The 14472-nt window shown below is 26.5% G+C and carries 13 protein-coding genes; 10 read left to right on the forward strand and 3 right to left on the reverse strand.

Going from position 1 to position 14472, the window contains the following annotated elements; translation table 11 throughout:
• The first annotated feature begins 114 nt into the window (after positions 1-114).
• From QZ306_RS04420 to QZ306_RS04460, 9 genes are all read left to right on the forward strand, one after another.
• Positions 115-1161, forward strand: coding sequence for a hypothetical protein (locus QZ306_RS04420; RefSeq protein WP_295161589.1), 1047 nt, complete (start codon positions 115-117; stop codon positions 1159-1161).
• On the forward strand, positions 1145-1714 hold the full coding sequence (locus QZ306_RS04425; RefSeq protein ID WP_295161591.1) for an NUDIX domain-containing protein: 570 nt from the start codon (positions 1145-1147) through the stop codon (positions 1712-1714). Before QZ306_RS04420 ends, QZ306_RS04425 begins: the two co-directional genes overlap by 17 nt.
• Positions 1715-1788: 74 nt before the next feature.
• The gene (gene lepB / locus QZ306_RS04430) at positions 1789-2307 is read left to right on the forward strand and encodes a signal peptidase I (protein WP_295161593.1); all 519 of its coding nucleotides are present in this window, start codon (positions 1789-1791) and stop codon (positions 2305-2307) included.
• 59 nt (positions 2308-2366) lie between these two features.
• On the forward strand, positions 2367-4364 hold the full coding sequence (locus QZ306_RS04435) for an ATP-dependent helicase (RefSeq protein ID WP_295161595.1): 1998 nt from the start codon (positions 2367-2369) through the stop codon (positions 4362-4364).
• A gap of 72 nt (positions 4365-4436) precedes the next feature.
• The gene (locus QZ306_RS04440) at positions 4437-5420 is read left to right on the forward strand and encodes a DUF2157 domain-containing protein (RefSeq protein WP_295161597.1); all 984 of its coding nucleotides are present in this window, start codon (positions 4437-4439) and stop codon (positions 5418-5420) included.
• Positions 5421-5530: 110 nt separating this feature from the next.
• Positions 5531-6313 carry a diadenylate cyclase CdaA gene (gene cdaA, locus QZ306_RS04445; protein ID WP_295161599.1) on the forward strand — a complete coding sequence of 261 codons (783 nt, stop codon included), beginning with the start codon at positions 5531-5533 and terminating at the stop codon, positions 6311-6313.
• Positions 6310-7308, forward strand: a complete 999-nt coding sequence (locus tag QZ306_RS04450; RefSeq protein WP_295161600.1) for a hypothetical protein — start codon at positions 6310-6312, stop codon at positions 7306-7308. The genes cdaA and QZ306_RS04450 overlap by 4 nt, the downstream gene beginning before the upstream one ends.
• Before the next feature lie 6 nt (positions 7309-7314).
• A complete protein-coding gene (locus QZ306_RS04455; protein ID WP_295161602.1) occupies positions 7315-7677 on the forward strand; it encodes a NusG domain II-containing protein in 363 nt (120 codons plus the stop codon).
• A gap of 7 nt (positions 7678-7684) precedes the next feature.
• Positions 7685-8209: a Gx transporter family protein gene (locus QZ306_RS04460; protein WP_295161604.1), complete on the forward strand. Its 525-nt coding sequence runs from the start codon at positions 7685-7687 to the stop codon at positions 8207-8209.
• Between the two features lie 114 nt (positions 8210-8323).
• Here QZ306_RS04460 and QZ306_RS04465 read toward each other — a convergent pair whose 3' ends face one another.
• On the reverse strand, positions 8324-9985 hold the full coding sequence (locus QZ306_RS04465) for a methyl-accepting chemotaxis protein (RefSeq protein WP_295161606.1): 1662 nt from the start codon (positions 9983-9985) through the stop codon (positions 8324-8326).
• 210 nt (positions 9986-10195) lie between these two features.
• Here QZ306_RS04465 and QZ306_RS04470 point away from each other — a divergent pair, with 210 nt between their 5' ends.
• A complete protein-coding gene (locus tag QZ306_RS04470) occupies positions 10196-11380 on the forward strand; it encodes a DUF815 domain-containing protein (protein ID WP_295161607.1) in 1185 nt (394 codons plus the stop codon).
• A gap of 25 nt (positions 11381-11405) precedes the next feature.
• Here the strand turns inward: QZ306_RS04470 and QZ306_RS04475 are convergent, their stop codons facing one another.
• Together QZ306_RS04475 and QZ306_RS04480 are read right to left on the reverse strand one after the other, a co-directional pair.
• The gene (locus QZ306_RS04475; RefSeq protein ID WP_295161609.1) at positions 11406-12287 is read right to left on the reverse strand and encodes a metallophosphoesterase; all 882 of its coding nucleotides are present in this window, start codon (positions 12285-12287) and stop codon (positions 11406-11408) included.
• A 19-nt stretch (positions 12288-12306) separates the two neighbouring features.
• Positions 12307-14346 carry a hypothetical protein gene (locus QZ306_RS04480; protein WP_295161611.1) on the reverse strand — a complete coding sequence of 680 codons (2040 nt, stop codon included), beginning with the start codon at positions 14344-14346 and terminating at the stop codon, positions 12307-12309.
• Between the last annotated feature and the right edge of the window lie 126 nt (positions 14347-14472).

Here is a 14472-nt window from a genome sequence, read left to right on the forward strand (position 1 = left end):
TATATACAAAATAATAAAAAATATTGATAAAAAATAAATTTATTTTACATTTTTATTACTTGACAAAAATTATTTTTTTAATTATTATTAGCAATATTTTTTTGGGCAAGTATTATGATTAGTTATTTTGAGAAGAACAGAAGAATAAGAAGGATCTTAAGCAATATAAAATCAAAAAGGATTATTATTGATAATTTTCATATTCCGCTTGGAATAGTTCCTGCAGAATATGCTTATCCCAAGGAAGGAATTAAAATAGAATTAAAAAATACAGATAGCGGAGATTTGTATCATTATAGAATATCTGTATCTTCAGAGAAAATATATTTATTATATCTGAAATTATTAAAATTGTTTCCGTCTTACGGAACCATAGTTATAGAAAGAATAAGCGAGGATATTAACAGATATTTCGATGTTCTTATGAGCGATCCCGATATTTCATTGAATGAGATAAGGAAAGTTTTTAAAAGATACAGAGAATTATGGATTGAATGCGGATTTGTTGGATTTGGAATAATAGATGAACTTACTGGTTTTGAAATATATATAAATTTAGATAAAGAAATAGAAATTACAACAACTTATAAAAATATGAAAAAGATTAACAGTATATTAAAGATGTATAATCTTTTTAATGATAATGTTTCTTTTATGAGCAATTATGATCATCTGCATTATTCTTTATCTTCTGTAGCCGCTGATGACGGATGTTCCGAAACGGACAAGTATATTTTTGATTATTATGATATTATTAATAATCTTAAATCATCATACGGATTTACAACTATAAATTTAAATGATTCGGATAATTTGATTAAGATTCCGAAATGGTGGAATGTTACAGTTAAAAGTCTTGGAAAATGTCAAAAAAGAACTTTTGTATCTACATATTATATAGTTGCAAACACAATAGAAGAAATGGAAACTTTAATAGATGAAAGAATGGATAATATGAAGGTTGATTATTATTACATATATGATTTTTATAATGTGGATCCTAAGGATTATAATTATGAAAGCGTAAATGTTACAAATGTTCATAATGTTTCCTTTGAGAAAGCGCCTTTCGGAATATGGGCTTATTCTGATATATTTATATGCAATGCTAAAAATATAGCTTCATATTATATTAATAAAAATTATGCAAGAATATACTGATTATCATTTTGAAAATGCTTTAAAAATTGAAGAACATATTAAATATCAATTTAAATATTGTCCTTATTGCGGAGAAAAAGATTCTTTTGTATTTGATAATGTAAAAATTTTTAAATGTTCTAAATGCTTAAGAACATATTTCATTAATCCTGCATCTGCTGTGGGAGCTATAATAGAAACGCCTTTAGGAATAGTATTTGTGGAAAGGGCTATAGAACCTAAAAAAGGTTATATTGATGTGCCAGGAGGATTTTGCGAGCCTTATGAAAAAGTTGAAAATGCTGTATTAAGAGAAGTTTTTGAGGAGACTGATATAAAATTAAATGATGCTGAGTTTCTTACAAGTAATTATAATGAATATATATATGACGGTATTATGTATATTACGGCGGATATGTTCTTTTATAAAAAATTGGATTATGTTCCTGAAGCGCATGCTAATGATGATGCCTCCGATGTTATTTTTATCAAAAGAGAAAGCATCGATTTAGATAAAGTGGCTTTTGAATCTGCTAAGAATGCTCTTTTATACTATATGGAAAAATTGAAATAGTATTAATTATTCTGAAATATTTTTGCTTAAATTAATATTTAAAAAATATATTTTTTGTATATAATATCTTGAATATGATAAATAAAAAACAAATTGCAGAGATTATATTAGCTTCTTTCAGTGCCGTATTTTTAGCAGGGTTTATAAGAGTATCTTTATTCGATGCATATATAGTAACTAATAGATCTATGGAGCCTACATTTTTTGAAGGAGATCAGATACTTCTTTTAAAAAATAATTTTATTTTTAATAAAATAAAAAATTTTGATGTTATCGTTTTTAATTACGGAAGCAGTAATTTGGTAAAGAGGGTAATTGGAATAGAAGGCGATAAAGTGGAAATTAAACACGGAGGACTTTATTTAAATGACATGGCTGTAGAGCATGAATATTATATATTTTCAGAAGAAGATTACGGAATATATATCGTTGGAAGCGGTCAGTATTTTGTATTAGGCGATAATATAAAGATAAGCGAAGACAGCAGATATTTCGGCTTTATAGATAAAAAACATATAAAGGGGAGAGTTATATTAATATTTAGTCCGAAAAACAGATTCCAATTGTTTAAAAATATATTTCATTCAAGATAAAAATATATAAGGTTTTATATTATTTTAATATGATATCAGAATAAGAGGTAATTAAGATTATGGCATCAATTTTAAATGATGAGCAAAGACAAGCCGTTGAACATATAAACGGACCTCTTCTTGTACTGGCAGGAGCAGGATCAGGGAAAACAAGAGTAATAACGGAGAGAATTGCATATTTAATAAATCATGGTTTGCTTCCAAGCCAAATATTAGCGGTTACATTCACAAATAAAGCGGCTCTGGAAATGCGCGAGCGTATAATAAAGATATTAAAAGAAAAGCCTAAGCAATTGGTGGTAAGCACTTTTCATTCATTTTGCGTTAGGGTATTAAAAGGCGATATTGATAAGCTAGGATATAGAAATAATTTTACAATATACTCTTCGTCTGACAGCAGAATATTAATAAGAAATATTTTAAGAGAAATAAAGATAAATACTCTCAATTATGATGAAAATCTATTTGCTTGGTATATTGACAGATTTAAAAATAATCTTATAAAGCCTTATGAAGTTGAGCCTCATGATGATTTGGAGAGAATAGCTAAAAGGGTATATGAAGTTTATCAGAATTATTTAAAAGGATATAATGCTCTTGATTTTAATGACCTTATTAATTTAACTATTGATTTATATATAGAGTTTCCCGAAGTTTTAGATAAATATCAGGAGAGATTCAGATATATAATGGTGGACGAATATCAAGACACTAATTTTGCACAGTATAAGCTTACAAGTCTTTTAGCATCAAAGTACAGAAATATTGCCGTAGTAGGAGATGACGATCAAAGCATATATGCATTCAGAGGCGCAGATGTGTCAAATATACTTTCTTTTGAAAATGATTATCCCGATGCAAAAATAGTAACTCTTACAAAAAATTACAGAAGCACAAAGGCTATACTTGAGGCTGCATATTCCGTAATAAGCAATAATACTAATAGAAAAGATAAGCAGGTTATTGCTGAGGGAGAAGAAGGAATACCGCCCACAATAATGCCTTGCGAAGATGAAAGAGAAGAGGCTCAGTTTGTTGCAGATTCTATAATAAACTATTCTATAAGTAAAAAATTAAATTATGAAGACTTTGCCGTACTTTTTAGAATGAATTCGCAGTCCAGACTTTTTGAAGAGGCTTTCAGATTTAGAGGGCTTCCATATACTGTGGTAGGCGCTTTTCAATTTTATGAGCGTAAAGAGATTAAGGATATATTAGCTTATCTTAATTTATTTATTAATCCTGAAGATGAAGTTTCTTTGATTAGAGTGATAAATATACCTAAAAGAGGAATAGGCGCTGTTGCAATAAATAATCTCAATGAAACCAGCATAAAAAACGGAGTTTCTTTATATCAGACTTTGCTTAATTATGAGAGTATGGAAGATATTTCTCCTAAAGCAAAAGCGGGAATAAAAGATTTTCTTGAAGTTATAGAACATTATCATAATTTATTTACTGTTGATAAAAATGATATTGAGCGTCCTAAACTATATGAAAATATAAATAAGTTTTTAGATGTTATTGCTTATCATAATGAAGTTTTAAACTCAAGCGACACAAAAGAGCAGGGTACTAAAAAGATGGAAAATGTGGAATCTCTTATGAACGGCATACTTGAATATGAAAGAGCCAATAAAAATGCCACTTTAAAAAATTATTTGGATAGAATACTTATTATGAATATGGAAGAGCAGAATGATGAAGAGGATAAAAAGAAGGGTATTATGCTTATGAGCATACATGCCGCTAAAGGTCTGGAGTTTCCATATGTATATATATGCGGTATGGAAGACGGAATTATGCCTCATCATAAAAGTTCGTCAGAGACTGAGATAGAAGAAGAAAGGCGTCTTTGCTATGTTGCTATGACTAGGGCTAAAAAACATTTAACTCTTACATACTGCAGAAGCCGAACCAAAATGCGTAAAAAGATAGAATGTACTCCTTCCGTATTTTTAGAGGAGATCAGTAAAAATCTTCCTGAGGAAATGGCTATAAATGAAGAAGAGTTTTTTTCAAATTTGAAAGCATCTTTGAAGCCTGATATAAAATAAAAATATATTGTAATTATTTTATTATAATATTAAATTATATAATACGGATTAACTATAATAAACTGGCATATTATGGGAAGCAGAAAAAGACTTATATTAAGAGAATTAAAAAAATGGAATAAAGATAATATTATAAGCAATGAGCAGTTTGAAATATTATCAAAAAAATATAAAAATGATTATATAGATTGGCAGCCTATAATAAGAGCAATAATGATTATAGGGATTATAATGGTAGCTGCAGGTTTTATATCTTTTATAAGCTTTTATATTTTTTCTATATACTTTATTGCATTTTTATTTACAATATTTTTTATATTAGGATTTGCAATAGATAAGGCTTTAAAAATAAAAGAAATATATCTTCCTAAAACATCTTCCGCTGTAATATGCGTATCATCAATATTTTTATCGGCTGATATTTTTACTATCTCATATATTATAACAAATAATAAAGATAACTTTATATTTTTATCTCTTATAAGCATTATTATATTTTTTATAATAGCCTATATAAAGAAAGATTATGCCGTATTATCTATAGCCTTAATAGGACTTATAACTTGGTATGGTTTTGAAGGCTTTGATATATCGGGAATTGATTTAACTCTTAATAATTACATAAGATTTATAACAACAAGCATATTTGTATTTTTAATAGGCATAACGGATATTAATAAAAAATTAGGTGTAAAATATTTAAGATTTTCGGTTATTTATTATAATATAGGATTATTATATTTAAATATAATATTTGCAGTAATGTCTGTATTTGGAAACTCTGATAAAGTTATGATATTTGAGTATAAATCTGAAGAGATTTTAATATATAGTTTTTTATTTCTGATATCAAATATAATAACTCTTATAATAGGATGCAGATTAAAAAAATTTTCTATAATAAGATGTTCAGTATTTTTTATTATACTTAATATGTATATAAGATATTTTGAATATTTTTATTTGAAGGTGAATACTTGGATATTTTTTATTATTCTTGGAATCTCCACAATATTAATAGGAATAGTGATAGAGAGAATAATAAAATACAGATAAGAATATTAACAGCAATAATCAATATAAAAGAATAAATTACTATATATTGTTCTAAGGATTAAATAAAATCATGTTTACAAATTAAATATTTATGATATAATTAAAAGGCTATGTTTTATATTATAAATAATTATATATCAACTACAAATTGGCGATATTTCTTTTATGGTCTTGATATAATATTAGTAGCAGTTCTGTTTTATATAGTATATATGTTAATGTATAATACCCGTGCTTACAGCATAGCGGCAGGTTTTATAATATTATTTTTTATAACTCTGATAGCAAAAATTTTCGGTCTTTCCACATTATCTTGGATATTTGATAAATTTTTTCAGGTAGGTCTTATAGCCATAGTCGTATTATTCCAAGCTGAAATAAAGCATGCCCTTAGAATATTGGGGGCGAGAGTATTTTTTAAAAAGTCATTCAGATATAATGAGGATCAGATTCAAAAGATACTAAGCGCCACATTTAATTTATCGTATAAGGGTTTCGGAGCTTTGATAGTTTTTCAAAAAAATATATCTCTGCATTCTTTAGTTGATAGGGCAGTAAGACTTAATGCAGATATATCAATAGAACTTGTTGAGACTATATTTTTTAAAAATAATCCTATTCATGACGGAGCAGCTATAATAATGGAAAATAGAATAGCTGCCGCAAGCGCATATCTTCCGCTTACAGAAATGGAGCCTAAAATAAAAAACAGAAGGCTCGGCACAAGACATAGAGCAGCTCTTGGAATATCCGAGCAGACTGATGCCGTAGTTATAGCTGTTTCGGAAGAGACTCAATGTGTGTCTATTGTTCATAACGGTATATTGGAATATAATCTGAACAGAGAGGAATTGGATAAAAGACTTGGAGAACTTTTAGAGATAAAAAAATGAGCGATAAAAAAAATATAACTTTAAAAAAATTTGATTTGAAAAGAATATTTCTTATTATAGCAAATAGATTTAATATAAAATTATTATGTCTTTTAATGTCTTTTTTATTATTTTTATTTGTAAGATATCAGAAAGAATATACTAAAGATTATATTACTAAAATAGAAATCAGAAATACTCCTTCAGGATTATTAATAGCTAATTATATACCTGAAAATGTTACAATTACTTTAAAAGGATTTAAAGATAATGTATATGAACTTCCGACAGAATTCAGCTCATATATTAATCTTACTAATGCCGAAATAGGAAGCAATATGTACGATGTGTATTTAGCGGGAGATATAGACTATTCTAAAATGAATATTACTGTAAATCCGAATAAAATACCTGTAGTTTTAGATGAATTATCATATAAAACAGTTCCTATAGCTGTTCCCATAATCGGAGACCCGTTATTGGGATTAACAGTAGATGATATAATAGTAAACCCGTCAAATACTATAATTTCAGGACCTAAGACATTGATACATGAAATAAATAAAGTTGAAACATATAACTTAGATTTAACAGGTAAATTTTCAGATTATTCCGCAATATCAAGGATATATCTGCCTAAAAATATAAAATCAGATGTTTCAAGAGTCAGCATTAATGTATTATTCAATAAATATGTTGAAATTATTGAGTTTAGCAATATAGCTGTTAATATAGATAATTTAAACAGTAAATTTAATATTAACAGCGTACATCCGTTTATTGTAAATAAATTAGTTTTAGAAGCAAACAAATCTGTTTCTTCAAATATAAGCATCAGCGATATTTTATTATATATAGATTTAAAAAATATGACTAATGCTGGTATATATTCAAATGTATCTGTAGAGGCTGATATACCTATTTACACTAAACTTCTGGAGATAGAACCTTCATTTTTTGACATAGAATTAATAGACAGAGAAACATCAAATAATCAAAAAATAACGGCAGATTAATAAATAATGAAAAGATTAAGATACGGAGATATATTAATATTTTTATTCATAATTATTTTTTCTTTATTTTATGCTAATACATTAATATCATACAGAAGCGCTAAAATAATAATAGATTCTTGTGACAAATCGTTCAGATATGATTTGAATTATGACAGAGAAGTTAAAGTAATAGGTTTATTGGGAGAATCAGAAGTAGCGATAAGTAATAATCGGGTTATGTTTAAAAGCTCTCCATGCAGAGATAAATTATGTATTAAGGCAGGCGCATTAAAGAATGCTCCTATAATATGCATGCCTAACGGCGTATCCATAAGATTTGAAAAAAATATTGAAAATGATATAAAAATAGATTCTGTAGTTCAGTAGGAGAGTTATGATATTTTTAGAAAATATAAAACTTCATAAGAGAAAGCGGAGAATATATGATATAATATTTTTTGCTTTTTTATCATCTTTCATAGCGGCTGTTGAAAATATGTTTCCGAGACCGATACCGTATTTTAGAATAGGTTTTTCTTTTGTGGTTATATTAATTATAATAGATGCCTTCAGTTTAAAAGAATTATTATTATTGATATTAATAAAAAATGTTTCGGTTGCTTTAGTTTTTGCCTATATACTAACGCCTCCTTTTTATTTAGGTCTGTTGGGCGGAATAACATCTATTATGATAATGAAATTAATGAGTTATTTTAAAAATATATTTTCTCTTTTTGGAATAAGCTTAGCAGGTTCTTTAATCAGCAATTTATCGCAGGCTTTTTTATCTAAATATTTATTTAAATTGCAGGATATAAGATTTTTGATTGTGCCCGTATTTATATTATCTCTTATTACAGGAAGCATAGTCGGTATTATATCTATGATATTATTTTCAGATAATAAAAAAAATATATGATAATTTTATGCTTGAAGATTTATATTATTAATTTTAATTGATATTTTATTTAATAATAAAAAACGGCAGTTAATATTTTCATTAACGCCGTTTAATTTTTTTAATAACTATTAATTAAACTTTAAAAAAATGCATTAGGTCAACTAATTCTTTAGCCTGACTCATTAAAGCCTCCGAAGAAGCTGTTGTTTCCTCTACTAAAGAAGCATTTTGCTGAGTGGATTGATCCATCTGCGAAATGGCTACATTAACCTGATCAACTCCAGCCTGCTGCTCCACAGCCATAGAGCTTATATCCTGCATAATTCTTGAAGTATCTTCTATTTTATTTTCAATATCTATAAATATTTCTTTAGATTGTCTTGCAGTTTCAGTAGCAGTTTTTATTTTTTCATTGGAATCTGCAATCAGAGATGTTATATCTTTAACCGAAGACTGACTTGTCTGTGCTAAATTCCTAACTTCGCTTGCAACAACGGCAAAACCTTTTCCCTGTTCTCCTGCACGCGCTGCCTCTACCGCCGCATTAAGAGCAAGTATATTAGTCTGAAAAGCTATATTTTCTATTATTTTTATAATATCAGTTATTTTATTGCTTGCCTCATATACAAGTTCTATATTATTGGTGGTAGCCTCTATTATGCTTCCCGCTTCCTGAACCGATTTTTCAGAATCCTGCATCATTTTATTTCCTATTACTGAATTATCAGCGGAAGATTTTATTGTAGATGCTATCTGTTCTATGGATGATGCTGTTTCTTCCAAATGTGAAGCCTGCATTTCCGTTCTATGCGATAAATCTGCATTTCCCTGCGCTATTTCAGTAGCGGCTTCGGATATTGATTTAGAACTTTCAAGTACTCTGGATATGATATCTTTTAATTTTTCTATCATATTATGAAAATTATTAAGAAGCAAAGAAAATTCATTATTTCCTTTTATTTTGCTTTCATCTATTTTTACCCCCAAATTGCCGTTGGATATTTCAGAAGCTAAACGCATACATAAACTTAGATTCCTGCCTAATCTTCTTGCTAAATAAGTTAAAAGTATCACAACGGAAAATCCGACAATAAACAGACATATAAAAAATAAAATATTATATTTTTTTACTTTTGAGGTAGCTTTCTGTAAATTCAGATTATTGCTTTGATAAAGTACATCAAAAAACTGATTTATAGGAGATATTATTTCAGAAACTTTTTCTTCATAGGATTTGCCATTAACAAGTTCTATGGCCTCAAGCTGTACTGTCTTATATTCATCTGGTATCTTTCCGTCAGGTGTTTTCGGAATATTTTTTATTAATTCCATAGCTTCAATTTCTAATTTTACCAAATCTTCGGAACGCTTTTTAGATAAAGTAAGAAAATCAAACATCTCTTTAGAAAAGTTTAAATCCTTCATAACATTAGAGTATGATTTAGCTTCTCCATCGCCTGAAGGCTTATTTCCGCTTCCTAAATAAATAGACCAATATAAACCTCTGTCATAATCTATAGGAGTAGCTTTTTGCCCTCCCGATATGGCTATGCAGTCATTATATGCCTGTTCATATTTTGAATCGCCTGTTGCTACATAGCTTCTTACAAACTGTGTCAGAAATGCTGAATTTTGCTGATATTGCCTTGCTATTGCCTGCGATTTTATAGTATGCTGATAAATACGGCTGTACTCTTTTACGCTTATTGCTATTCTAATCTGCAGATATATAAGCATAAAAATAAAAGCTAAAATATATATTCCAAATATTATAAAACTTGTTCTTATTTTCATAAATTCGGCACCTCTTTGAGAATAGTTTTTTATTATTTCGGTATTAATATCTATAAATTTATTTAAAACATATTAAAAATGATATATAATTAAATATAACAATTATTTATATTTAATACATAAAAAAAAAATTATAATAAAACACTTGAATATTATTAATAATAAATTTAAAATATATTTTTAAAATAAAAAAAATTAACAGGTGAATCTATGAAAAATAAAGAGATGCTAAAAATTATGATAGGTTTTTTCAATATAGTCATATTCAGAGATATACTTAAAACAAAAGTTATAAAGAAACTTATAAGATTTTTAAATAATTATGATTCTGACAGCATAAAAGCATTGGATTATTACAGCAGTTTTTTATATGAATTATTTAAATACAATGACAATATATCTGATTATATATTAGAACAAATTATTAGAGATAATAATATATATATAAGAAAGATTATAAAAAAAGAAATTATAAATAAAAATTTAGAAGAAGCATTAAAAAATGAGCTGGATTTTTTTAGTTTTTTATCTTCATTTGATTTTAATGCTTTATTTTCCTCAGAGTATTTTGAAAATATATGCAGATTAGAAAGCAGAAAAATTGATTTTTATGATATTTACGGAAATTATATAAAAGAGATAGATAAAAAAGGATACGGAATCTTCTATAATAATAATATGTTTATTCTTGACGATAAAAAAAATATTATACCAGCTAAACATAAAGATATGCAGGATATAAAAGAATTATTTGGATATGAAACGGAGAGAAACAAAGTTGTTTTAAATACTAAGAATTTATTAGAAGGAAAAAAAGCTAATAATATACTGCTTTACGGAGATGCAGGAACTGGAAAAAGCAGCACTATAAAAGCTTTGGCAAATTTATTTAAAGATGAAGGATTAAGGCTTATAGAGATTAAAAAGAGCCAGCTTTCGTTTATAACAGATATAATAGAAAAATTAAGTTCAAGCCCGCTTAAATTTATAATATTTATAGATGATTTAACTTTTTCTTCAAGTGACGACACTTTCTCATATTTAAAGGCAGTACTTGAGGGAGGAGTAAATTCTTTTCCTTCAAATATTTTAGTTTATGCAACTTCAAATTATAGGCATTTAATAAAAGAAAATTTCAATGACAGAACCGGAGATGATATTCATTCCGAAGATACAATTCAGCAGATAATAAGCTTAACCAGCAGATTCGGATTAGTTATAACTTTTCAAAGACCTGATAAAGATTTATTTGCAGATATAGTTTTATCTTATGCCGAAAATAATAATATTCAAATGGATAAAGAAGAACTTATAAAAAAAGCTGAAAGCTATGCCATAAGAAGCGCAGGAAGAAGTCCGAGAGCGGCTAAGCAGTTTATAGAATCCATAATATAGAAGCCTAATATTGTTTTTATGAAAATTATTTTTGCTTTCTTTTAAGAGTCATTATTACAGTTTCAGGATATGCGAATAATCTAAAAGGAAGAAGTACAGCACCTATTCCAGATGTTATATAAACTTTCATGTTTCCATAATTCATAACACCGTAAACTGATTGAAAATAAGGATATTTTTTATTTTTATTCAGTCTTTCCAAAATACCCAAAGGAATAAAACTTATTTGAAGTCCATGAGTATGACCGGATAAAAATAAGTCTATTAATTTATCATATCCTTTTTCTTCTGCTATTTTTAAAGGCATATTAGGTTCATGAGAAAGAAGTATATTAAAATCATTAGATTTAACATTGTATGTGGCAGCATCAAAGTTTATATTGTCTGTTAAATAATCGCCGATTCCTCCTATAGATATATAGTCTCCGACTTCATTTGTAATAAATAAAATATTATTATCCATAAGATTAAATCCGTTTGAATATAGGGCATTTGAAATATCTTTTTTACTTTCCCAGTTATCATGATTTCCTAAAACGGAGTATTTCCCGTATTTAGCTTCTAATCCCTCTATGCCTTTTGAAAATTTATCTGTATTCTTACGGTTATAATGCTTAAATATATGCGGAGCACTGTAAATATAGTCTCCAAGAAATAATATCATATCTGGTTTTGCCTGCATTATTATATCTGACATTTTTTTTATATGTTTTTCTGATATATAAAGCCCCGCATGCATATCCGCCGCTAAGGCAATTTTTATATTATCAAAACTTTCGGGCAAATCTTCAAACTCTAATGTAATATGCCTGACTATTATAGTATGCATAGTTTTATACATATATATGCTTAAGTATACTGATAATACTATAATGATTATTAATATTATTTTAATTCTCTTTGTCATTTCTTTTACGCTCTTAAAATTATAATATATAATTATAATTGGATATTAAAATAGATAGTATAAATGATAATAATATTATAGATACAGTAAATATTAAAAACTTAAAGCTGAAAGGCATAAATATAAATATTATTAATATAGATATTATAGCTGCAATAAACAGAGATACAGCATATAAAATATTTAATGATTTTCTTTGATATGATTGTGACTGTCTTCTGTAAAAAATAGATATTATTGATGAAGATAATAAAGAAACAGAAAATGCAGAAATTACTATAAATAAAATAATAATTATTTTATTTGAATTATTATATTTGCTGTAATATTTTTTATTATATGCTGCAACTTTTAAATTATTGCTGCTTATAATGCCGCTTTTGCTTAAAATAGAGTTCATATTGTCATTATATGAAAAAATCAGTATGCTTTCATTATACGGAGATTTATTGCCTTCCTTAAGATATATAAAATTATTCATAGAGTTTATATCGCCTATAATATCATAGTTTCTATATTTTAAATCATATATTCCGCTTACATAAAAATATTCCGTTTCAAGCCAGCCTCTTGATGCTTTTGCTATCAATGACAGAGCATCTCCTATTTTAAGATTTAAATAATCGGCTAAATATTTTCCTGCAATAATCTCTTTTTTAGGACTTTCAAATATTCTGCCTTCTATTATAATATTGGATATGCTTAATCCGTTTTCAAGTATATTTTTTTCATAAGTATAAACTCTTGAGCCTATGCTTCCAGTTCTTATAACAGCTGCTGCGGGAAAACTTAATACCCGTTCAATTTCTGCATATTTGTCATAAGAATAAATTTCATTAAACAGCATATTGCTTATATTATCATTATATAAAGAGCCGTTCAATAAAAATGTATTTTCTGATGTGTTGTTTTTTACTATCCTTACAATACTTTCCGGTTTTTCATTGTTATTTAAGTTATTATTTGCTGCAAATGAAAGAAACGGAATATATAATAATATAAAAGCCGCTGTATAAATAAATACCGTACCAGACATAATTAATATATTTTTATATTTTGATGTAAATAGTTTTTTTAAAAAATAATATTTAATATCGGCGCATATATGAGATATTATATTAATAATAATCATATAGGTGTATATATAATTAAATATAAAATCTTTTTGATAATATAATTTTATAATAATAATATATATAATAAATGATATTATAAAACCTATAAGAGAAGATAATATCTTTATTTTTAATAGCCTCTTATATTTATAATATGAATTAATAAATATTGATGCTGAAAATATAGAAAATAAATATGCTAATAATATATAAATATTGAATCTGCTGTTATTTTTATTAATGCCGTAATTCTCTTCTAAAATATCTCTCTTAGAATATAAAGAAAAATCATCTCCGTAAATTTCTTTTATATTATTATCATATCTGATTAAATCTTTAATATTTTTTTTAATATATACTTCCGTAGCGGCATTTTTCAAACCTGTAAAATTATTCAAATTATTAATATCTATTAAGGCATAATTATAATTTAATTTTTCCGATACTTCTATTACGGTATATTCTTCTGCATTATAATGTCCCGTTTTTGCAATAAGTTTTAATATAACTATATCATTGGTGTTTATATCCAATACGGAAGATATAGATTTGCTTATGATTATAGAATTATTTGAGTTAAAGTTTTTTAATGTATAATCTGTTAAAATATCAAAAACTTTTTCATCATTTTTTATATCGATTCCGTTTATAATAATTTCTTCTTCTCCTAAATGGGTTATTAAACTGGCTCTGTATTTCAGTCTTGACGCTATATCGCTTGATTTGAATATTTCTTTTAGTTTTTCTTCTTTTTGAATATAATCATATATATAATAATCGTCCGATATATAATCTCTTAAATGCATATAATTGGTATTCATTATATTTATAGAACTTAAAGATGTATCATTATAATCATCGGTTTTTACATAATTTAAGGATAATAGGGCGGCTAATGTAATTATTGCAGAAATCAGACAAATTAGTATGCTTGTTTTTTTCATAAATATTCCGTATAAAAAACTGTATTTATGAAATTATATCTTAATAGTAATTTTTGTAAATAGTAAATATTATTTTTTGATAAACTGATTACAGCTTTATTAAAATACTGACATATAAAGTTATAC

The organism is uncultured Brachyspira sp. (assembly GCF_910588665.1).
Lineage (GTDB): Bacteria > Spirochaetota > Brachyspiria > Brachyspirales > Brachyspiraceae > Brachyspira.

What these genes read in the sequence shown, in the direction of transcription:
- QZ306_RS04440 (WP_295161597.1), top strand. Translation starts at nt 4,437, where the DNA reads ATGGGAAGCAGAAAAAGACTTATATTAAGAGAATTAAAAAAATGGAAT.
- cdaA (WP_295161599.1), top strand. Translation starts at nt 5,531, where the DNA reads ATGTTTTATATTATAAATAATTATATATCAACTACAAATTGGCGATAT.
- QZ306_RS04420 (WP_295161589.1), top strand. Translation starts at nt 115, where the DNA reads ATGATTAGTTATTTTGAGAAGAACAGAAGAATAAGAAGGATCTTAAGC.
- QZ306_RS04455 (WP_295161602.1), top strand. Translation starts at nt 7,315, where the DNA reads ATGAAAAGATTAAGATACGGAGATATATTAATATTTTTATTCATAATT.
- QZ306_RS04435 (WP_295161595.1), top strand. Translation starts at nt 2,367, where the DNA reads ATGGCATCAATTTTAAATGATGAGCAAAGACAAGCCGTTGAACATATA.
- QZ306_RS04465 (WP_295161606.1), bottom strand. Translation starts at nt 9,985, where the DNA reads ATGAAAATAAGAACAAGTTTTATAATATTTGGAATATATATTTTAGCT.
- QZ306_RS04470 (WP_295161607.1), top strand. Translation starts at nt 10,196, where the DNA reads ATGAAAAATAAAGAGATGCTAAAAATTATGATAGGTTTTTTCAATATA.
- QZ306_RS04480 (WP_295161611.1), bottom strand. Translation starts at nt 14,346, where the DNA reads ATGAAAAAAACAAGCATACTAATTTGTCTGATTTCTGCAATAATTACA.
- QZ306_RS04450 (WP_295161600.1), top strand. Translation starts at nt 6,310, where the DNA reads ATGAGCGATAAAAAAAATATAACTTTAAAAAAATTTGATTTGAAAAGA.
- lepB (WP_295161593.1), top strand. Translation starts at nt 1,789, where the DNA reads ATGATAAATAAAAAACAAATTGCAGAGATTATATTAGCTTCTTTCAGT.
- QZ306_RS04475 (WP_295161609.1), bottom strand. Translation starts at nt 12,287, where the DNA reads ATGACAAAGAGAATTAAAATAATATTAATAATCATTATAGTATTATCA.
- QZ306_RS04425 (WP_295161591.1), top strand. Translation starts at nt 1,145, where the DNA reads ATGCAAGAATATACTGATTATCATTTTGAAAATGCTTTAAAAATTGAA.
- QZ306_RS04460 (WP_295161604.1), top strand. Translation starts at nt 7,685, where the DNA reads ATGATATTTTTAGAAAATATAAAACTTCATAAGAGAAAGCGGAGAATA.